The 19,402-nt window shown below is 41.8% G+C and carries 20 protein-coding genes; 7 read left to right on the top strand and 13 right to left on the bottom strand.

The genetic code is table 11. The features are described from left to right. Window positions 1-124 precede the first annotated feature (124 nt). From A7985_RS25640 to A7985_RS01385, 5 genes are all read right to left on the bottom strand, one after another. Window positions 125-631 carry a sensor histidine kinase gene (locus A7985_RS25640; protein ID WP_081310384.1) on the bottom strand — a complete coding sequence of 169 codons (507 nt, stop codon included), beginning with the start codon at window positions 629-631 and terminating at the stop codon, window positions 125-127. Between the two features lie 20 nt (window positions 632-651). Then, window positions 652-1,569 (bottom strand): PAS domain-containing protein, encoded by a 918-nt coding sequence (locus tag A7985_RS25635; RefSeq protein WP_081310383.1) that lies wholly within the window; start codon window positions 1,567-1,569, stop codon window positions 652-654. Beyond that, window positions 1,569-2,024 (bottom strand): response regulator, encoded by a 456-nt coding sequence (locus tag A7985_RS01395; RefSeq protein ID WP_065788657.1) that lies wholly within the window; start codon window positions 2,022-2,024, stop codon window positions 1,569-1,571. Before A7985_RS01395 ends, A7985_RS25635 begins: the two co-directional genes overlap by 1 nt. 3 nt (window positions 2,025-2,027) lie before the next feature. Then, on the bottom strand, window positions 2,028-3,524 hold the full coding sequence (locus A7985_RS01390; protein ID WP_065788656.1) for a PAS domain-containing sensor histidine kinase: 1,497 nt from the start codon (window positions 3,522-3,524) through the stop codon (window positions 2,028-2,030). Window positions 3,525-3,630: 106 nt separating this feature from the next. Continuing rightward, on the bottom strand, window positions 3,631-4,386 hold the full coding sequence (locus tag A7985_RS01385; RefSeq protein WP_247684651.1) for a substrate-binding periplasmic protein: 756 nt from the start codon (window positions 4,384-4,386) through the stop codon (window positions 3,631-3,633). A 194-nt stretch (window positions 4,387-4,580) separates the two neighbouring features. Here A7985_RS01385 and A7985_RS01380 point away from each other — a divergent pair, with 194 nt between their 5' ends. Then, a complete protein-coding gene (locus A7985_RS01380) occupies window positions 4,581-5,303 on the top strand; it encodes a spermidine synthase (protein WP_065788655.1) in 723 nt (240 codons plus the stop codon). Here A7985_RS01380 and A7985_RS01375 read toward each other — a convergent pair. Continuing rightward, entirely contained in the window at window positions 5,300-5,806 is a 507-nt protein-coding gene (locus A7985_RS01375; protein ID WP_065788654.1) for a hypothetical protein, read from the bottom strand. The two genes, A7985_RS01380 and A7985_RS01375, sit on opposite strands and share 4 nt — an antisense overlap. Before the next feature lie 145 nt (window positions 5,807-5,951). Continuing rightward, entirely contained in the window at window positions 5,952-6,695 is a 744-nt protein-coding gene (locus A7985_RS01370) for an SDR family NAD(P)-dependent oxidoreductase (protein ID WP_065788653.1), read from the bottom strand. Between the two features lie 634 nt (window positions 6,696-7,329). On the opposite strand from A7985_RS01370, the gene A7985_RS26785 reads away from it, so the two are divergent. After that, entirely contained in the window at window positions 7,330-7,464 is a 135-nt protein-coding gene (locus A7985_RS26785; protein WP_256096629.1) for a hypothetical protein, read from the top strand. Between the two features lie 274 nt (window positions 7,465-7,738). On the opposite strand, the gene A7985_RS01365 is transcribed toward A7985_RS26785, so the two are convergent. Continuing rightward, entirely contained in the window at window positions 7,739-8,158 is a 420-nt protein-coding gene (locus tag A7985_RS01365; RefSeq protein WP_141685245.1) for a hypothetical protein, read from the bottom strand. A 178-nt stretch (window positions 8,159-8,336) separates the two neighbouring features. Here A7985_RS01365 and tsaA point away from each other — a divergent pair, with 178 nt between their 5' ends. The 3 genes from tsaA (at window position 8,337) to A7985_RS01350 (ending at window position 11,877) form a co-directional block, all read left to right on the top strand. Then, on the top strand, window positions 8,337-9,068 hold the full coding sequence (tsaA, locus tag A7985_RS01360; protein WP_370671155.1) for a tRNA (N6-threonylcarbamoyladenosine(37)-N6)-methyltransferase TrmO: 732 nt from the start codon (window positions 8,337-8,339) through the stop codon (window positions 9,066-9,068). A 100-nt stretch (window positions 9,069-9,168) separates the two neighbouring features. Continuing rightward, a complete protein-coding gene (locus A7985_RS01355; protein ID WP_065788650.1) occupies window positions 9,169-10,890 on the top strand; it encodes a proline--tRNA ligase in 1,722 nt (573 codons plus the stop codon). Between the two features lie 186 nt (window positions 10,891-11,076). Then, entirely contained in the window at window positions 11,077-11,877 is an 801-nt protein-coding gene (locus tag A7985_RS01350) for a UDP-2,3-diacylglucosamine diphosphatase (RefSeq protein ID WP_065788649.1), read from the top strand. 7 nt (window positions 11,878-11,884) lie between these two features. On the opposite strand, the gene A7985_RS01345 is transcribed toward A7985_RS01350, so the two are convergent. Genes A7985_RS01345 through A7985_RS01335 form a run of 3 tightly spaced genes read right to left on the bottom strand, consistent with a single transcriptional unit; the run spans window position 11,885 to window position 14,682 of the window. Then, window positions 11,885-13,093: an ABC transporter permease gene (locus tag A7985_RS01345; RefSeq protein ID WP_065788648.1), complete on the bottom strand. Its 1,209-nt coding sequence runs from the start codon at window positions 13,091-13,093 to the stop codon at window positions 11,885-11,887. Then, window positions 13,086-13,874 carry an ABC transporter ATP-binding protein gene (locus tag A7985_RS01340; RefSeq protein WP_065788647.1) on the bottom strand — a complete coding sequence of 263 codons (789 nt, stop codon included), beginning with the start codon at window positions 13,872-13,874 and terminating at the stop codon, window positions 13,086-13,088. Before A7985_RS01340 ends, A7985_RS01345 begins: the two co-directional genes overlap by 8 nt. Further along, window positions 13,840-14,682: a DUF3025 domain-containing protein gene (locus A7985_RS01335; protein ID WP_065788646.1), complete on the bottom strand. Its 843-nt coding sequence runs from the start codon at window positions 14,680-14,682 to the stop codon at window positions 13,840-13,842. The genes A7985_RS01340 and A7985_RS01335 overlap by 35 nt, the downstream gene beginning before the upstream one ends. A gap of 185 nt (window positions 14,683-14,867) precedes the next feature. Between A7985_RS01335 and A7985_RS01330 the strand changes: the two genes are divergently transcribed. Then, entirely contained in the window at window positions 14,868-16,496 is a 1,629-nt protein-coding gene (locus A7985_RS01330) for a M28 family metallopeptidase (RefSeq protein WP_065788645.1), read from the top strand. A 72-nt stretch (window positions 16,497-16,568) separates the two neighbouring features. Further along, window positions 16,569-17,735, top strand: coding sequence for a putative manganese transporter (locus A7985_RS01325; protein ID WP_065788644.1), 1,167 nt, complete (start codon window positions 16,569-16,571; stop codon window positions 17,733-17,735). 75 nt (window positions 17,736-17,810) lie between these two features. Here the strand turns inward: A7985_RS01325 and A7985_RS01320 are convergent, their stop codons facing one another. Both A7985_RS01320 and A7985_RS01315 read right to left on the bottom strand, forming a co-directional pair. After that, the gene (locus A7985_RS01320; protein ID WP_081310382.1) at window positions 17,811-18,455 is read right to left on the bottom strand and encodes a DUF2987 domain-containing protein; all 645 of its coding nucleotides are present in this window, start codon (window positions 18,453-18,455) and stop codon (window positions 17,811-17,813) included. Beyond that, window positions 18,445-19,269 (bottom strand): glucosaminidase domain-containing protein, encoded by an 825-nt coding sequence (locus tag A7985_RS01315; protein ID WP_065788643.1) that lies wholly within the window; start codon window positions 19,267-19,269, stop codon window positions 18,445-18,447. The genes A7985_RS01320 and A7985_RS01315 overlap by 11 nt, the downstream gene beginning before the upstream one ends. Window positions 19,270-19,402: the final 133 nt, after the last annotated feature.

Genomic DNA, 19,402 nt, shown 5'->3' with positions numbered 1-19,402 from the left:
ATCCAGTTCTAAGGCTATGAAAATTACAACAAAATGTGTTTTTTAAAAGGATGAGCTCACACACAGTTACCAGCATCTGTCGAACAGTAAACGAGTGTATTAGTATCCAATAACGGGATGTTATTTAGGCTTTTCTGTTGCTAGTAGGCCAGAATAGATCAAACCTTGCACCATTTTGATGTGTAGAATTGAGCACAATGTTCCCTTCATAATACTCCAGTACTTTTTTAGCCAGTGCCAAGCCCATTCCACTGCCTTCAATCACGTCTCTTGACTGCAATGTTTGAAACATTTCAAATATTTTCTTGCTGTATGTAACGGGGATCCCCGGACCATCATCAATAAATGAAATTTGATGGCCTTTAGGGTTCGCTTCAACCCAGATGGTTATCTCGCCATAGCCTTTATGATGATGTTTAATCGCGTTACCGATTAAATTCATAGCCACGATTTGAAATGCGACACGCGGCAGTTTTAACCTAGGTCCGATCACTTTAACCGTAAATTTATCTGACTGCTCTATCACAGATAAAACTGAATCCACGACCACATCCAAGTAGCCCCACTCTTCATCCTCTAGGCATTTTTGTACCCGTGAATATTCTAACAAGTCATCAAGTAGCGTTGCCATGCGAATACTACGACTTTTGATTAAGCGAAGTTTTCCTTGGCTCCATCAGGAAACTCATCAAAATAGTCTTCCTCTATCCAGCTGACTAGGTTTTTGATGGCATTAAGCGGTGACTTTAAATCATGTGACGCACTATACGCGAATCGCTCCAAGTCTTGATTAGACTTAGTAAGCTTTTTGATAAGATCTTCTCGTTCAGTAACATCTGTTGCAATGCCCAGAATGTAATCCTGATCATGTTCGTCCGTGAATTTCTTTTTTTGCGTAAATAATATCCGAGAATCACCATTTGGAAATTGAATTCTCTCAACAGTCTCACTATACCCGCTAGCGAACGCTTCTCGATCTTTTTCTAAAAACTCTTTGGCTTCTTCAGGGTCATAATCTTCAATGGTGGTTGAACCTATGACTTTATCTCTATATGACTCAGGGTACAGCGATAAAAACGTTTGATTGGCCCGTACTATTCTAAATTGCGTATCTTTAACAAAAAGGTAGTTAGGTACACTTTCTATCACTAGATCTAAAAACTCAGCATCGAATAGTGTGTGTTGACCATCTTCAATATCCGCACCTTGCGAGCAAGGCAAACATACAGTGTTCAATATGTCGGCCAAAATATCGTGCGCATCGGAGCGGCTTAAATCAATTGTCGAAAGCGCATCATAAGCCAATGTTTTAGGCCTATATTTATCCGTACTAAAGGCAATATAAATATTTGATGTAATCGTTGAAAGCGCTTCGATGGCCTCAGCTTTAAACAACTTACTATCTATGAATACAAAATCTGCACTGATCTCTTCAGCCTTTTTCAAACCACCAGCCATAGATGACGATAAGTAAAGGTTTTGCTTTTCACCGCAGTCTTTTATAGCGTGTATAAACAGCTCAATACAATCAACGTTATCAGAGATAAATAAAATGTTAGATTTCACCACTAGTCGTATCCATCTGTTGTAGGTAATAACGCCACATCAAACCAAAAGTCTTTCAGCTTTTTAAATGCAATTGCTAAGTCATCAAATTCAACTGGTTTCTGGATATATGCAGAAGCGCCAAGTGCATAGCAGGATTCGACATCTTGCGGGTCACTCGAGGTGGTTAAAACCACAATCGGAATAGAGCACATTTTGGGGTCTGCTTTTAATTCGCGTACCAATTGTCTGCCATCCAACCCAGGCATATTCAAATCAACCAAAGCCAATACCGGTCTTTTTAAATGCTCATGTTCTTTGTATTTGCCTATTTTATATAAGAAATCCTTTGCATCCTGACCTGATTGACACCACTGAATGGGGTTCATAAAATGACTTTTTCTCAAACTCCGTAAAATTGCCTCAAAGTCGTCCGGATTATCATCTACCAACAAAAGCAGACCTAAGTCTTTATCCATCTGTTAGTCTCCTAGCTTCAATGTAAAGTTAAAGCAGCTACCTCGGCCGAGTTCCGATTCAACCCAAATCTGCCCGTTATGGCGTTCAATGATTTTTTTCACAAAAGTGAGGCCAACACCCGTGCCGCGCACTGAGTCATCCTCTTCATTTAAGCGTTTAAATATTCTAAAGATGTCCTCAAAAAAACGACTGTCTATGCCTTGGCCGTTATCTTTCACATAAAAAACACGAGTCTCTAAGGTGTTATTTATGGGCTCAATACAAGACTTGACCCCAATTTCAATGTGTTTTGTGGCGGACTTATTGTATTTAACAGCATTTGAAATAAGGTTGCGAAACAGCTCTGAAACCTTAGGTTTATCGCAGGTGACATGAGGTAACAACTTGGGAACTGATAGGTTTACACATTGTGCCGTTTCTTCAGGCAGAGTAAGTTCAATAACACCATCAATCAACGCGTTTAAATCGACACTTTCAACGGCGAGATCCTGACGCCCAAGCCTAGAATAGTAGAGTAAACTGTCTACCAGCTTTTCCATTCGCGTACACAAAAACCGTATCCTTTGAATTCTCCGGACCCCCTCTTCCCCTATCAAATCTCCATGATCTTCTTCCAAAAACAAAGCATTGTTGGCAAGCCCTCTGAGCGGCTCTTTCAAATCATGGGATGCGATATAAGCAAACTGATCTAACTCCGAGTTACTGACCTGCAACTTTCTAATATAGGAGTCAATCGCAGCTTCAGCGGCCTTGCGCTCGGATATATCACGCACGGTGCCAACAAACATGGTTTTGCCTTGTACCACCATTTTGTTTACGCCCAACTCCATCGGGAACAAATGACCACTATTGCGCCTACCTGTTATCTCCCGTCCAATGCCAATCACTTTATTTACACCTGTTTTATGGTAGTTGGTTAGATACGAATCATGCTCCGATTGATAGGGCTCAGGCATCAACATCTTAACATTTCGTCCAACCACATCACTGGCTCGATAGCCAAAAATGGCCTCGGCCGCAGCATTAAAACTGTGGATCACACCTTTCATATCTATCGTAATAAGGCCATCAAGCACCGTATCCATGATTGTTTCAATGTGTTCGATGTATGACTTGATTGATTGGTCTGCTTCTTTTCTCTCAGTGATGTCTCTGACAGTGCCAAGGTACGCAACTTCACTGTTACTAGTAAGTTTACTAACCGAGAGCTCAACAGGAAAAGTACCACCATTTTTATGCACAACTAAAACTTCTAAACTTGCGACTGGCGTATCTTCATTTGAGGATGAAAGGCTTTGTAGGTATTTAAAATAAAGTGGTCGGTATTCAGACGACATTAAAGATGTGATGTTGACGCCTATGGCTTCTTGCTTTGAATAACCGAAAATATTTGCTGCGGAGCGATTAAAACTAATAATTTCGCCACTTTCATTGGTCATGATGAATCCGTCTTTAACACCATCCATCACTGTTTGCAGCTGCAAGTCACCGATTTCCATCTTGCGTTATAAGTTTCCTAACACTTAGCTCTGAATAAAAAGTGTAGTCAATGGAATTGTGTACTGCTGATTATTAGAAAAAAATAAGTCCCGATTCGTTGCTTAACTAGTTTGGCATGCGCCATTTCTGAATTATTTTTTGATATTGGCCTGATGATTTCAACTGTTCAAGCGCTGTACTGATTTTACCGGCAATATCATCGGGAAAGCTTTGATTTGCAGCTAAATGCAGCTGCGATGGAAAATCCTGTAGTGTTAACTTATATTCAAGCCTATCCGGATCTAGTCCAAGCTTATCCAACTCTCGCTGAATCGTTTGGGTATTGGTCAAAATAAGATCGGTGCGCCCTTTGTATAAGAGCTGCCAAAGACTGGCGTAGTGAGAGACAAGAACCAGATCATGATCTTCCGAAAACCCTGCTTGGCGCAAATACTCTTCACTATAGTACCCTCGAATTGTACTGATACGATATTGTTTTGCATGGTTAAGATCTGTCAGATTCAATTTATTTTCTTTTAGTCCAATCAATGACGCTGAGATCTGGCACATGGATCCTAAAAACTTATATCCTCGTTCTCTAGATGGGGTTTTTAACCAAGCTAACATTACCACATTGTTTTTCGTCTGCAGTTCATGGTGCGCTCTAGCCATTGGCAAAATCTCAATTTGAGCTTTTAAGCCACTTTGGGCCTGCAATGCTTTCGCAATCTCAACTAAACCACCATCAGGCTTTCCCGCATCATTAATAAAATGATACGGGGGAAGATCCTCTGCTATAAAGCGGATGATTTGTGCTTGCACAGACGCACTTGAAACTAACATCACCAAAGGCAACAGACTATTTAAAAGACGATACTTCATTACTTATTTCACACACTCAATTACACCGAGTGTGACGATTATGGCATAAAAGATCAACAGCACAGTTACCTACTTTAGTTTTAATGAATATACTAACCACTAGTAGCATATCACTACAAAAAACACACAGTTATTACAAAACAATAAATTAGCTACTAGAATATACCCTGTCTTTTCAGTGTTCCGAAATTAGTATGTCAAAAACAGCAGAACAAAATAACAATTTAACGTGCCTCGTGCAGATTAATGATGAAAATAGGCTTTTCGAAGTGTATGAAAATGAGGATTTAAGGTGGCTTAGTATTGACGGATACGTACAAACGGCAATGTCACTAGAACGCCCCGATGCGTTAATGTTTCCACACATGTTATTTATGGTACTGCCACTCAACGTTATGGATAATGTCAGTCACGCTTTGGAACTTGGATTAGGAGGGGGCGGCCTATTAAGACATCTATCTACCCACTTTCCAAAAATCCAGATAGAAGTTGTCGAGTATGAAAGCGCGGTCATTGAGTTATACCAGCGACATTTTAATCCGCAACAAAACAAGCACACAATACATTGCATGGATGCTCGCCAATTCATGTCCAATCTCAATTCGAAGCCTTTTGATTTGATTTTTGTGGATATATTTGACTCAGAGCAGCCCGTCCCCTTTATGTTTGAGCCAGATTTTTATCAAGACTTAAAAAAGCAGGTGAACAACACCGGATGGATAGTGCTCAACACCGTACTCACTTCTCAGGCACACCTAGAACAATTACATAAAATATTAAGCGAAACTTTTTTAGGGACCACTATTTATGGCTATAAAGCAGAGCAATTTGCCAACTTTGTTTGGTTGATAAGCCTAGATAATACCCGCTTGGATCCAATTTGGCGCGCCCAAGCGTTATTTGAGCTCAAGCTTTAGAGCTGATGGCGGTGCTTTTCCATCACCGCGATTTTGTAGGTCGCTTTTAACATCACCCCCACAGCAACAATGTTTAAAATGATGCTAAACCAAGCTTCAAATACCAATAGCTCAAGATGGAAGTTGCGTAAATAGTTGGCGAGTTGATCTACAATCTCAATGGAAATCCCGATTACGATGAGCATAAAACCATAGTATTCAGATGTTTCATTGAGCTGTTTATGTTCAACTAAGCGTGTATCTTGTTTACTATCAAAAGCGCGCTTCGACAAAATTTTTCTGCCATCCATTACCGCGCCAAATCCAATCAATAAAATGGTGATGGTTGACTCATTATCTATCACATTTTGATACCCGTGCTCATCCATATGGCCAAATAAAAAGCGTAGATCTTCAACCGTTATATTCGTGACGAGTAAACAAATAAGGATAAGTGGAAAAAGCAAAAACCATCGGTTCAATACAACCGTGTAGATTAGCTGGCTCGTTTTAGATTTTGGCATGTCACGCTCTGTTAGGCGGTAAATTACTCAGTCAGGCGGAAGATCTTAGCTATTTATCACTGATTGACAAGTTAAACCGCTTCGATTCAGCACAAAGTTGTAAAAATCGCTATTCGCAAAGCTGGATTACGCAACCATAGACGAATTAACGTTGATTTGCTTTCTTACACCCAATCAGCCTTAAATACACCTTAAAAGGGGCGTACTTTAAAATTAGCGAAATAAGCCACCAACGTTTAGTAATGTAAGCGACTCGCTTTTTCTTTTTGATAGCGATAAATATTTGTTGTGCCGCTTTTTCAACACTGGCAAGCCAAAATATACCTTCCCCTTTTGCCATCTCTGTATCTACAAAGCCGGGTCTAAGTTCGGTGAAAGATATATTGGCCCCATGTTTCGCGGCCCGGCAAGATAGTCCTTCCAAATATGTAGCAATGTAAGCCTTTGATGCATTGTAAGAAGCACATGGGCCACCTCTGAGCGCCATCACTGAGGAGGTTGCAACGAGATGACCTCGGTTTTGCTTTGCAAAAAAATGAAACGCACTGTTGGCGATTGCCGTAAACCCCGTAACGTTCACAGCTGCGGTATCTAACTCTCCCTGCAATGGAAAGCTTGCATCACCATTGCCTGTTCCTGCATTAATGATAACGAGTTCTACATCTTGCATTTGTGTAAGTAAAGATTCAAACTCACGCACTGCATCATGTGGCTGAGAAACATCCATTTTGGCAATATAGCAAGGTTGAGTTAATTCATTTTGTAGGCTTACCAGTAACTCTTGCCGACGGCCAGTTAGGGCGAGTTCGTAACCACACCTATCCATATACTTCGCCAAAGCGCGTCCAATACCCGATGTAGCCCCTATGATGATTGCTTTGTTATTCATAATATTGATGTGTTAAACCTTCTTTTATTATCTTTAACACACATAATAAACTTAAAATAGAGGGCTACTGAATTGACAAACAACAAACTTAGATTATTAATAATTTAATATCGGCACAGCCATAACCATTGTGTATAACAAGGCTTTCAAATTCGGCTTTACATTTGCATTCGAATATTTTGAGAGTGGATTACAAAGCCTATTCTACTTCCGAAATCCATTTTTTAAACTCACCAGACAGTAACCAAGGATATTGCATTTATTATAAATTAATACGATGCCAGATTGCTCTATCGGTGCAATCTACAGACACCTCAAACGCCAAATTTTAATCACTTAGTGAATATCTGGCATTTCTCGCGATTAAAACGCCAGCACCTCAATAACGCCTGACTCGGTGTGATCTGCCAGTAGTGATCATTTAAGTCATATACATGTGAAACACTGAACACAGCACTTCGTAATGCTAGGGGTTTAAATGCCGTACTTAAAAAAGCCAAACAAGCATCATCAATCAAATATAAATTTATTAATATAACTTTGCTATAGGATTAACTTGCTGTTTAATTTATGGGCTTATTTAATAATCCAAGACCATAAACCTAATTTAATGAACTATTACAAAGGAAATGCCATGAAAGTTAAAAAGAAGCTCCTTAAATCTCTTTCCGTGAAAGAGTTAAATAAAGTAGCGGGTGGTTCTGAAGGCGGTGCTGAGCCACCTCAACTCGCTAATTCTCAGCCCGGTGGTAAAGAGCCACCACAATAAGAAAGCGAAATAATACATCGCCAAATAATATCAATGGAGGCTTAGGAAGCTAAGCCTTATAAACAGGGTTAACTGGTAATAAAAGAGAAGTAGGCTTACACACGCTCATCGATATCCATACAAACTAATGGAGCAGTATCATTCAAGGGGTAATTGTTTGGTTTTTGAATACTTACTTTAAAAATAAGAAGAAAAAAGCACTTTCCTTTATATTGAAATAAACCCGATTTGGAAAAGGTTTACCCACCGATTTAATAGCTCTACACTCACAGCTTTACATACTCTCTCTCGCTATTTGGAATAGCACAGTTCTGACTATAGCTCTTAAATCACAGTTTGCCACCAAGGTTTCAGGTAATAGTTTTTGGGTGATGAGGTTAGTTTGTTCGTGCAAAAACGCGTCAAGTTTACATGGGCTGATGGTCCCTTCTTGGACCCCTGTGAAGGTATGCATCAGTGAAGTTCTTTGTCTTTGCAGTTGGAGGATTAATGCACTTCGGATCGGGCTTGTTTTGCAGACGTGCTTTTTACACACACGAATAACAATTTCCATAAACTGAGCGATTTCATCATTGTCATTCTTAGGTTTATTTAACTTCGATTTTAAAGACCCTTGCTGTTCTGAATCGGCAATACTGTTTTTGAAGCCAATCGCTCGCTCTCCAATCAGTTCCATTTCATCACTCGTCAACATTTGATTCCCAAATCGCGCAAAAAACATCGCTTTATCCGTTTTATTTTTTGGGATAATTATGCGTGTAATTTCGGACTTGTACATTACAACCTATTACATGGCATTGTTTGTCATTTAAATTTGTTGCACTCAATACAAAGCGATACAATGCACGTTTTAACCTTTAGAGCCCACTATCGTGCAATTTGAAGTTCAAGCTATTGGCCATATAGCGTCCCCATACAAACAAAAGTTTGCCATCCCTAGGCAACCTAGACTGGTCCCAGAGGCCACTGCCAAACTTATTTTTTGTGATGAGTTTAATCGCGAAGAGTTTGTGCGCGGCATCGAAGAGTTTACGCATCTGTGGCTACTATTTAGATTTCACGAAACAGCCGACAAAGGTTACTCAGCACTTGTGCGTCCACCTAGGTTGGGTGGCAATGAACGCAAAGGCGTTTTCGCCACACGCGCCACCTTTAGACCTAATGGTATTGGTATGAGTGCAGTTAAATTGGAAGGCGTCGAGTACAAAAATGGTCAACTGGCTCTCTTGTTATCTGGCATTGACTTGCTGGATGGCACGCCTATTGTCGATATCAAGCCTTACCTCCCCTACTCTGATGCGTTGCAAGGTGCCTCTGCTGGGTTCGCAGACACCCGACCGGAAACAGAAATGACGGTCTCATTTAGCGAACAAGCTGCCAGCTTTATTGAAAAGCAATCTCAGTATCCTGAGTTAAAAGGCTTTATTAGCAACGTCTTAAAACAAGACCCGCGACCTGCATATAAAAAGAAAAAACAGCAAACGCAAAGTTATGGTATGAGCTTATATGAGTTTAATATTCGCTGGCAGGTTGAAGAAGATCATAACCACGTTGTTGAGGTCTCTTTCGAAAAGCAGCAAACAACAGACAAAGCAAGAGATTAAATATCAGTACAGCTGAAAATAACTCTTTTTTAGCACCTTAGGCGCTGTTAAACTACGTGCCTAATTAAAAATACACAACATTGAATTGAACGGAACAAGCATGCGTACCAGTCAATATATTTTAGCGACTCTAAAAGAGACGCCTTCTGATGCCGAGGTGGTAAGCCACCAGCTAATGCTACGTGCGGGTATGATCCGCAAACTCGCTTCAGGTTTATACACTTGGTTGCCGTCAGGTTTAAAAGTACTTCGTAAAGTAGAAACTATTGTACGCGAGGAAATGGAAAAAGCTGGCGCAATCGAAATGTTGATGCCTGTCATTCAGCCAGCAGATCTGTGGGAAGAATCAGGCCGTTGGGAACAGTTCGGTCCAGAACTCCTTAGAATTACCGATCGCCATAACCGTCCGTTTGCGCTTGGTCCGACACACGAAGAAGTAATCACTGACTTTGTACGCAAAGAAGTGAGCAGCTATAAGCAACTGCCGCTTACACTGTATCAAGTACAAACTAAAGTACGTGACGAGGTGCGCCCGCGCTTTGGTGTAATGCGTGCACGTGAGTTCACCATGAAAGACGCTTACTCGTTCCACCTTGATGACGCCTGCCTTGAAAAGACTTATCAAGTCATGCATCAAGCATATTGTAATGTCTTTGAGCGTCTTGGTTTGGACTATCGTCCTGTTATCGCAGACACGGGTTCTATTGGTGGCAGCGTGTCTCACGAGTTCCACGTACTTGCAGAATCTGGTGAAGATGCAATCGCATTCAGCAGCGAAAGCGATTACGCAGCTAACATCGAAAAAGCAGAGGCCGTTGCGCCAGCGACCGAACGCGCAGCACCGAGCAAAGACTTAAACACATTTGAAACACCCAATGCTAAGTCGATTGCAGACCTTGCACAGCAGCATGGTGTTAAAGCGCATAAAGGTGTTAAGACGCTGATTGTTTACGGCCCTGAAAACGAAGACGGTGAGCGTGGTCTAGTGGCACTTATTGTTCGTGGCGACCATGAATTAAACGAGCTAAAAGCTGAGAAGCTAGAGCTAGTTGGTGCACCTCTTGAAATGGCAAAAGAAGAAGATATTGTTGCAGCAATTGGTGCTAAACCTGGCTCATTGGGCCCTGTCGGCCTTGATATGCCTGTCATTGTTGATCGCAGCGCAGCTGTAATGTCTGACTTTGTTGCGGGTGCGAACAAAGACGGCGTCCATTACAGTGGTATTAACTGGGATCGCGATGCAACGGACTATACCGTTGCTGACATTCGCAACGTAGTCGAAGGTGATCCTAGTCCATGTGGTCAAGGTACGCTTCAAATCAAACGAGGTATTGAAGTTGGTCATATCTTCCAGCTTGGTAGCAAATACTCAGAAGCCATGAATGCTGGTGTGCTTGGTGAAAGCGGTAAAAACCAAGTTATGACAATGGGTTGTTACGGTATTGGTGTATCTCGTATCGTTGCAGCAGCTATTGAGCAAAACCATGACAAATTTGGTATTAAATGGCCTCAGGCACTTGCACCATTTGATATTGCTATCGTACCAATGAACATGCATAAGTCTCACCGTATTCCAGATATTGCTGAAAAGTTCTATGCAGACTTAAAAGCTGCAGGTCTTGAAGTATTATTTGACGACCGTAAAGAGCGCCCGGGTGTGATGTTTAACGATATGGAACTAGTCGGTGTGCCATTCACATTAGTGATTGGTGAGCGCAACCTAGATAACAATCAGGTTGAGCTTAAAAACCGCCGCACGGGTGAAAAAGTCATGTTAGACATAGATTCAGCCGTTGCTGAAATCACTAAATTGATGGCTTAGTCGATGACTTAGTCGATGACTTAGTCGATGACTTGACCCTGAGTCTTTTAAAAGCGCGCCTACGGCGCGTTTTTTTATGCCCATTTCATAAATTGATTAAAATGTCATCATAGCGTCTCAATACTGATAAGTATTTGTCATCTAGTGCCTTTAACGTAGACATTATTACGCTTGAGAGTACACACAATGGAGCAAACCTATTACCCCAGCATATGGATTTCTGATGTGCACCTTGGTTACAAAGACTGTAAGGCGGAGTTCTTACTCGACTTTTTAAACTGTACCCGCTGCGATACGTTATATCTTGTTGGTGATATTGTCGACTTATGGTCATTGAAAAGGCAATTCTACTGGCACCCAAGTCATTACCAAGTACTTGAGTGTATTCAAAAGAAAGCAGAGTCCGGGACACGTGTTATCTATATCCCTGGTAACCATGACGAAACGTTCAGAAACTATGTTGATATGACTTTGTTTAATGTCGAAGTTCACCACACTTTTGTGCATACAACCTCTGCCGGCAAACGTTTTTTGTTACTTCATGGCGATGACTTTGACTCGGCAACACGTTACAACAAGCTTATTAGCATCATTGGCGACCAAGCGTATGATTTTTTATTGTTTTTGAACCGTTGGACGAATCGCATCCGTAAATTATACGGTGGTCATTACTGGTCTTTGGCATCATGGCTTAAAAATCGTGTACATAAAGCCCGTGCAGCAATCGCGGCATTTGAGCAAGCCGCTGTCCATGAAGCGAAAAAGCAAGGTATGGATGGGATTATTTGTGGACACATCCACCAGCCAAGGATCAACGTGACAGATGGCATTGTATACTGCAACGATGGTGACTGGATAGAAAACTGCACCGCATTAGTCGAAAACGAGCAAGGTAGAATCGAGCTTCTACATTGGTCTGACGTGCAAAAAGTGCTAAATGTAGTTGAAATAGAAAAACAAGGATTACGCGACGCAAAAGCCGCGTAACCAGATGTTATCGAAATAGCACCGCTTCACGACTGAACCAACGGATACAACATCCGAGCAACGCGCCAGCTAACAAGGCAGAAGCTACGAAGATCATTGCCACGGCACCGTAATCTACGGTGCCTTTCACTATTTCTTTAATCGCTAAGGATACATTTGTTATGGGTATCCACGCAGTAAAGCTCGTTAGAGACATATTGGGCATTAAAGATACCACAATGGGCACAAACACCAGCATACTTAATGGGCCCATGTAATTTTGGGCTTCTTTAAACGTTCGGGCATAAATTGAGATTGCCAGTACCAATGAAGACAACATTACCGCCACTGGCAGCAACAGTGCAAAAATAAGCAAGTAGTCCCATATACTGACACTAGAGAATGCTTCTTTAATACTGTCTAGGACCCCCATTCCACTTGCGATACTGATCCAAATGGCAAGGCTTGATACGGTCACCAAGGCACATGCTATGGAGCTTGCCAACACCGTTATAAATTTACCTAGCACCAGCTGTGTGCGAGTTACTGGCGTTAACAACAGCGTCTCAAGTGTACCACGCTCCTTTTCTCCCGCGCCTAAGTCTATCGCGGGGTAACTTGCTCCCATTAACACTAACGGAATGAGCATATAGGGTATAAATGCTCCCAGCTTTTCTCCGTAATTTTCTCGTTTATCCGCAGTATCCACCTTTTTTACCAGAATAGGGTTGAGCAAAGCTTTCTGTTGCTCTTTGGGAACCCCCAAGTTTTCTAGGGTAGTTGAACGTAAGTCAGCAGCAAATTGATGTATTAGCTTTTCAAGCCTCTTATACACAAAATTGATGGATTGAGCATCATTAAACACAACCTGCCATTTAAACTGTTCTGGTAACGGCTGCTTAGAATTAAATTGATTGGGAATTATTACACCCACGTCGATTTTACCTGCTCGTACAGCTGCCTTTAAGGTTTGTGCAGACTCAAAGCGCTCTTCCCCTTCATATCGCTTAAAACTTTTGTGATAAAACATGCGTTCTTCAAACTCTGGGGCCAACTCCGCATTCGCGATATAGTAGGTATGTACCTTTTGCTCAGCCTCTAAAGTGGTTTTGGAAGCTAAAAAAGCCAGCAAAGCGAATAGCACAGGAAATATAACGATGGGAAGTGCGATAACAAAAAACAGAGTTTTTCTATCCCGTAGTAGTTCTTTAACTTCTTTTAAAAACACCTCAAACATCTGCGCGTCCTTGTTTGATTATATTTAAAAAGGCATCGTTTAATTCTGTACTTTGCCCTGCGGCTTTAAACTCATCAACACTACCATCAAAACAGCTCACCCCTTGGTCAATTAGACATATTCGGTCACACAACATGGCGATTTCATCTAAGTGATGTGTTGAAAACACGACAGGTGTTTGCTTGGCTTTGAGCTCTCGAATAAATTGAATAATGGTTTGCTTTGTCATGATATCTAAGCCTGTTGTGGGCTCATCTAAAATCACCACATCTGGTTCATGAACGACTGCGCGGGCGATATTGGTTTTTTGCTTCATACCCGTTGATAGGTGCTCTGCACGCTTATTTAAAAAGCTTTCCATTTCCAAAGTAGCAAACAATGCTTCACATTTTGATTTAAGCGCTCGTCCTCTCAGGCCATGTAACTTAGCAAAGTACTCAACATTTTCTCGCGCGGTTAAACGCCCATATAGACCCGTAGTTCCGGATAGAAACCCGATGGCTTTTCTCCCTGCTAAAGGGCGTTTTACAATATCGTGTCCAGCGATATGAATGCTTCCTGCATCAGGAGTTAACGCAGTAGAGAGCATACGCAATGTCGTTGTTTTGCCCGCACCATTTGGACCAAGCAAGCCAAGTACTTCATTGCCCTCACATTTGAAAGTAACATCTTCAACCGAGTTAAAGTAGCCATCTCGTTGCCGAGGGTCTTGACTTACATTGCCCGACGTTGCTTCCTTGGTCAGCTTAAAGCGTTTTTTCAGCCCGTTTACTACTATCATTAGCGCTCCTTCTTTTTGGCCTGAAATAGTCCTGATTTGCGTAAAATGCTTCATTTTGGTCGTCAAAATGCCAGTTTGGGATCCCTAACAAAGGCAGTGGCGACATGTGTTTATTGTCATCTAATACGTTCTCTTCTTGTATCATTTTTACTAACTGACTATCCAAGTAACGATATTGGGCCGCTAAAGGCAGCGCATAAAATGACGCTTCAACAACAATGCACAACAACTTACCAGTCAAACCTATAAATGGGTTCGTGAGCATTTCGTAGTTTGCATGACCAAATACAAAAGGCCTCAATTCGTGATGCCAAAGAGCACGGTGCTCAAAAAACACTTCGGTCCATTGATGTGCTCGTAACTTTTCTCGCCATTTAATGTCGGGGATCGCGAGCACCAAGCCACACTCATCAAATAACGTTAAAGCATTGCGTTTGCGACTTCGTTGTTTGAGACCGTGCTGTTGAATTTCTTCTATATGTAGCCGGTTCAACAAGCTTTTGGTTTTAGGAAACAAACACCAAATCATTGCGCCGAAGAAATCATGCCAATTCTCTTCCCGTGTGGGCACCCGCCCAGTCTGTGCGATAATTTCTTCATAATATCGCGTTTCATTTTCTAACAGCGCATTGGGGGTGAACACAATTTGCTGACCATCACTATTTTGATGGCATAGCTGAGCATTAAGCCACTCAAAGCTTGGCCATGTGGTAAATGCTTGTAAATTACGTAGTGCTTGTAAATGAGCAAATGGGCCCTGACTAAATAACTGACTGTGCCAATCTTCAGGCGCTGTAAACTTTTTCATGGATTCGCAAACTAATACTCTAACTTTAATGCGCGGTATTTTACTCGATCCGCCCCCTGCGCAAAAGTTAAATAACGTCAGTGCTTTTTTACAGCAACTTCCGCACTACATCGGCTTAAGTCGAATTAATCTTGCTTTTGTGGTATTACTTAGGTGAGAAGTAAAAGCAAAATAAAAGAAAGGTCATGAAACTAAAATTAACTCTAAGTGCTTTGTCGCTTGCTATTTTAGCTGGTTGTGCGACAACAAAAAGCAACACGCCTGAAGATATTTCCAACGCTTACAATAGTATCAATGCCCAACAGCTTGGTGAGCACATTAAAACGCTTGCCTCTGATGAGTTTGAAGGCCGAGCACCGTCTAGCAAAGGTGAAGAACTGACGCTTGCTTATCTAACGAAACATTTTAAAGCGTTAGGTTACGAGCCTGGTAACGGCAACAGCTTCTTACAAGAGGTACCACTGGTATCGATTGAAGCTGACCCAAATATGACACTAAAAATTGGTGAACGTAGCTACCCTTACAAAAAAGGCATGGTTATGGGCACAAGCCGAATTAGCCCAGAGCAGTCTCTAAACAACTCTGAATTAGTCTTTGTTGGCTATGGGGTTAACGCACCAGAATATGGTTGGAACGACTATGAAGGGCTGGATGTAAAAGGCAAAACCGTCGTGATGCTTGTCAACGATCCAGGTTACGCAACAAAAGATCCTGCTGTGTTTAATGGCAATACAATGACTTACTATGGTCGTTGGACATATAAATATGAAGAAGCGAGCCGCCAAGGTGCTGCTGGCGCAATTATTATTCACGAAACGGCACCAGCTTCATATCCGTGGGAAGTAGTTGAAAATTCTTGGAGTGGTGAACAGTTTGGTTTCCAAAAAGAAAACAACAACATGGATCGCGTTGCTGTTGAAGGTTGGATCAGCGTCGATGTAGCCAAAGAGCTATTTGCCGATGCAGGCCTTAACTTTGAAGAAGCAAAAAAGAAAGCTGCTGAAGGCGCTTACCACGTTGACATGGGCGACTTAACAGCTTCGGTTGATGTCAAGAGCACGATTAAGAAGTCTGTCTCTTATAACTTCATTGCAACCTTACCGGGTGCGACAAAGTCTGACGAGCATATTATCTACTCTGCGCACTGGGATCACTTAGGTATGGATCCGAATCGCAAGGGCGATAAGATTTACAACGGTGCACACGATAACGCAACTGGGACTGGTGGTATTATTGAAGTTGCCGAAGCGTTCGCTAAATTGCCTCAACGTCCGGACCGTTCCATTACATTCTTAGCGGTTACCGCTGAGGAACAAGGCCTACTAGGTTCCAAGTTTTATGCCGAAACACCTGTTATCCCTGCAAATCAAACGGTTGCAAACATCAATTTAGATGCATTAAACCTGTTAGGTAAGGTTAAAGACATCAGCGTCGTTGGTCTTGGTAAATCATCACTAGATGGCGTACTAAAAGAAGTAGCTGACGAACAGAGCCGTACTATTTCTAACGAGTCAAACCCATCAGCAGGTATTTATTACCGTTCAGATCACTTTGCGTTTGCAAATATGGGGATCCCTGCAATGTATGCAGGTGGTGGTCATGAACCTTATGATGATGCAACTGCAAAATACAGAAAACGCATGAGCTTAGTACTGCGCGGTTGTTATCACCAACCGTGTGACCGTTACAGAAAAGAATGGGATTTAAGTGGTGCAGTTCAAGATCTTCAGCTATTTTTCAAGGCAGGTTATCTGATTTCGCAAGAAGAAGCATGGCCAACATGGAGTAAAACCTCCGAGTTCCAAAGAAAATAAATAGAAATGATATTGATTTTCATTTAATTTAAATCTAAAGTGCAACTGTTATTAGGTTATCGGTTGCACTTTATGCTCTCTTACTCTCGTTCATTTCCGCTCAAAGCGGCCTCTCAATTTGCAATGTTAATCGCTAACAAGCGCTTAATACTGCCTGTATTGCTCATTGCAGCGCTTTTTTATGGACCCGTTCGAGATATCGCATTGGGCACATTAGCTGATGCATTTTTTCAAGTCAGCGTTTTTGTGGCTGGTACCTTGGCAATCTACTATTTTCTCGTAGAAAAATTGCCTCAACTAGAGCTTAGCTACCTCAGTAAAAAGTCCCCCGCATTAGAAGTGGCTATGGCTGCGGTGTTAGGTGCGCTTCCTGGCTGTGGCGGCGCAATCATTGTCGTTACACAATTCACCAAAGGACAAGCAAGCTTTGCATCAGTTGTCGCTGTACTTACGGCAACAATGGGCGATGCCGCTTTTTTGTTACTTGCGAAAAAGCCGCTAGAAGGCCTAACCATTATATTGCTCGGTATTAGTGTTGGCATAGTCAGTGGACTGATCGTCAATTTATTTCACAAATCAGACTACTGTAGACCTGAAGTAAACAATAAAGAAGTGCAAGATTGCGATCCACCCACATTCGCAGTGAGGATGAGTGAACCCGTTTGGAAAGTGTTACTTTTTCCTTGCCTTGCTATTTCTCTGTTAATGGCGTTTAACCTCGATTTGGGTAAGTTTGAAAAGCCAGTTGAGCTGCTTGGTGCTGCGATGGCCATTTTTGCCGTAGTCATTTGGGCCCTATCGTCAAAAGGTCAAACTTATAAACAAATCACCGCAGAAGAAGAAGAAGTTAAACCACCTTCACGTCTGGCTAAAGTTCTACAAGATACGCATTTTGTAACTGCATGGGTTGTTGCGAGCTTTATGCTCTATGAGTTATCGGTTGCTTTATTCGGTCTAGATCTCGCTGCCTGGTTTTCTGAGTACGCAATATATGCGCCATTAATCGCGATTATGATTGGGTTGCTACCTGGCTGTGGTCCGCAAATCGTTGTAACAAGTCTGTATATTCAAGGTGTACTTCCATTTAGTGCGCTGGCGGCCAATGCAGTTGCCAACGATGGTGATGCTTTATTTCCAGCCATAGCCCTCGCACCAAAAGCGGCACTGCTCGCCACGGCATACTCTGCATTACCAGCGCTCGTCGTTGGGTATGGAATATACTACTGGAATTTACCTTAAAGGCTAATACAAACTGTAACGCATTAAAAAAGCGACCTAAGGTCGCTTTTTTAAATGCTAATAATACAGCTCGACTTATTTTACTATCCAAGGCTTTGCGCTGACTAATTCTGTCAATACATTAAATTTTCCGTTGTCGTTTTCCCAGTTGTCTTGTACTTCAAAACGACATCTGTTTTTCTCACAAGAAACATGCTTGGCAGATAAATCAACACTACTCACAAATTCCAGCGTAACGCCTTTTTGTTCGGGTAGCATAAAAGATAATAGTTTCCCGACAAAAACCCCCGACAAGTCACTCAACAATGATTCAAACTCATGATGTAACTGGTAAATTTTGCGCTTGCTCAGTTCTTGATTCGTGAAGTGAGCGGATTCAATTTGAATTTTAATTTCACAATATTGGGCGGTTTTAGGCGTCACCACTACAACCGCTTTGTCTTTATCTAGTTTTTCGTTAACTGGTAACATCAATTGCGCATTATCAGTGTACTGCAAAGGTATTGTTGACTGCTCTGTGACAATTTTACCATCAGCGATTTCACAAGGTTGCTTACTCTCGCCTTCCACTAAGTAAAAGTTAACTCGGGCAAATTCAAAGCTCCCCTTTTCAACGACCTTTAATCGGTCGTAAAAGCCTTCATAGGACGCTACAAACTCCTCTGCAACGCTACTAAAGCTCATTGCCACGAGTAATAACGGCAGTACTTTACTCTTCATCAAAATAAGCCTTGTTATGTCTTATCATATCATTGAGTTCTTCAATGTAATCTTCGCCACGTTCAGAGTAAGACATCAATCCAGGCGTCAACTCAGTTGCTGTGATTTCTTTTTTCTCAGCTCTAAGTTGCGCTCTCACATTCCTTAGCTCACGATAGGCGTCGTGGGTATTTATATTCCTAAAATAAGAAGTCACGGATGCTCTCACCGACTTAAATGCCGCCACTTCATGCGCGGCTTCATCAGCACGACGTTTTGGGATCATGCCGCACCCGGCGCGATAACACCATTGGCCAAAAAAGTTTAAGCCAATACGTGCAAACCTTGAAGTCCCCCACGCTGATTCGTTAGCGGCCTGCATCAAAGCGAGCTCTTTTGGAATAATATCCACCCTGTCGAGTGCTAATTTTAGACTTTCTATCGTGATCTCTTTTTGATCTACCTTATATAAGTCAAAGATTTTTAACACTCTTTCACTTTGCACATCTGTCAGACTTTCATCAAACTGCAGCATCATCAGCGCAATTTCAATACTGGCGCGCTGTTGCAATATGACTTTGTTTTCGGCCTCAACATGGGGTTTGATAAAGTCGAAAAAGCGCTTTTTCTTTGTTGCTATATCTCTTATTGCCGCAAAGTCAGGTAAAACCACATCATGTAACGGTTTTTCAGGCTCAATTACTTCCGGTTTTTCGATGACCACTTCTGGCGTTTCTTCGGGCTCTGGTTGTGTGGGTGGTTCAGTAATAAATGGGTAAACAATTGCGTATAAGGAAACAGCAATTAATAAAAACTTAATCAAGTTAGAACGCATGATTCTCCTCTCACTAGTACCTACAAAACGAGATTCTGAGCTTCCTTTGTCAGATAATAACTCGTTGTACTTAGTTCATCTCATAAAATGGCCGGTGATTATAGCAATAATAGTCGTTAAACGCGAATTTCCC

The organism is Pseudoalteromonas luteoviolacea (assembly GCF_001696455.1).
In the GTDB taxonomy this organism is placed as follows: domain Bacteria; phylum Pseudomonadota; class Gammaproteobacteria; order Enterobacterales; family Alteromonadaceae; genus Pseudoalteromonas; species Pseudoalteromonas luteoviolacea_C.
The sequence above is the reverse complement of the archived record's forward strand: the minus strand, read 5'-3'. Positions and strand labels throughout refer to the sequence as shown.

Excerpts from the sequence above, each read along its gene's own strand:
- A7985_RS25640 (WP_081310384.1), bottom strand. The coding sequence starts at position 631 with ATGGCAACGCTACTTGATGACTTGTTAGAATATTCACGGGTACAAAAA.
- A7985_RS01395 (WP_065788657.1), bottom strand. The coding sequence starts at position 2,024 with ATGGATAAAGACTTAGGTCTGCTTTTGTTGGTAGATGATAATCCGGAC.
- A7985_RS01390 (WP_065788656.1), bottom strand. The coding sequence starts at position 3,524 with ATGGAAATCGGTGACTTGCAGCTGCAAACAGTGATGGATGGTGTTAAA.
- A7985_RS01385 (WP_247684651.1), bottom strand. The coding sequence starts at position 4,386 with ATGAAGTATCGTCTTTTAAATAGTCTGTTGCCTTTGGTGATGTTAGTT.
- A7985_RS01380 (WP_065788655.1), top strand. The coding sequence starts at position 4,581 with ATGTCAAAAACAGCAGAACAAAATAACAATTTAACGTGCCTCGTGCAG.
- A7985_RS01375 (WP_065788654.1), bottom strand. The coding sequence starts at position 5,806 with ATGCCAAAATCTAAAACGAGCCAGCTAATCTACACGGTTGTATTGAAC.
- A7985_RS01370 (WP_065788653.1), bottom strand. The coding sequence starts at position 6,695 with ATGAATAACAAAGCAATCATCATAGGGGCTACATCGGGTATTGGACGC.
- A7985_RS26785 (WP_256096629.1), top strand. The coding sequence starts at position 7,330 with ATGAAAGTTAAAAAGAAGCTCCTTAAATCTCTTTCCGTGAAAGAGTTA.
- A7985_RS01365 (WP_141685245.1), bottom strand. The coding sequence starts at position 8,158 with ATGTTGACGAGTGATGAAATGGAACTGATTGGAGAGCGAGCGATTGGC.
- A7985_RS01355 (WP_065788650.1), top strand. The coding sequence starts at position 9,169 with ATGCGTACCAGTCAATATATTTTAGCGACTCTAAAAGAGACGCCTTCT.
- A7985_RS01350 (WP_065788649.1), top strand. The coding sequence starts at position 11,077 with ATGGAGCAAACCTATTACCCCAGCATATGGATTTCTGATGTGCACCTT.
- A7985_RS01345 (WP_065788648.1), bottom strand. The coding sequence starts at position 13,093 with ATGTTTGAGGTGTTTTTAAAAGAAGTTAAAGAACTACTACGGGATAGA.
- A7985_RS01340 (WP_065788647.1), bottom strand. The coding sequence starts at position 13,874 with ATGATAGTAGTAAACGGGCTGAAAAAACGCTTTAAGCTGACCAAGGAA.
- A7985_RS01335 (WP_065788646.1), bottom strand. The coding sequence starts at position 14,682 with ATGAAAAAGTTTACAGCGCCTGAAGATTGGCACAGTCAGTTATTTAGT.
- A7985_RS01330 (WP_065788645.1), top strand. The coding sequence starts at position 14,868 with ATGAAACTAAAATTAACTCTAAGTGCTTTGTCGCTTGCTATTTTAGCT.
- A7985_RS01325 (WP_065788644.1), top strand. The coding sequence starts at position 16,569 with ATGCTCTCTTACTCTCGTTCATTTCCGCTCAAAGCGGCCTCTCAATTT.
- A7985_RS01320 (WP_081310382.1), bottom strand. The coding sequence starts at position 18,455 with ATGAAGAGTAAAGTACTGCCGTTATTACTCGTGGCAATGAGCTTTAGT.
- A7985_RS01315 (WP_065788643.1), bottom strand. The coding sequence starts at position 19,269 with ATGCGTTCTAACTTGATTAAGTTTTTATTAATTGCTGTTTCCTTATAC.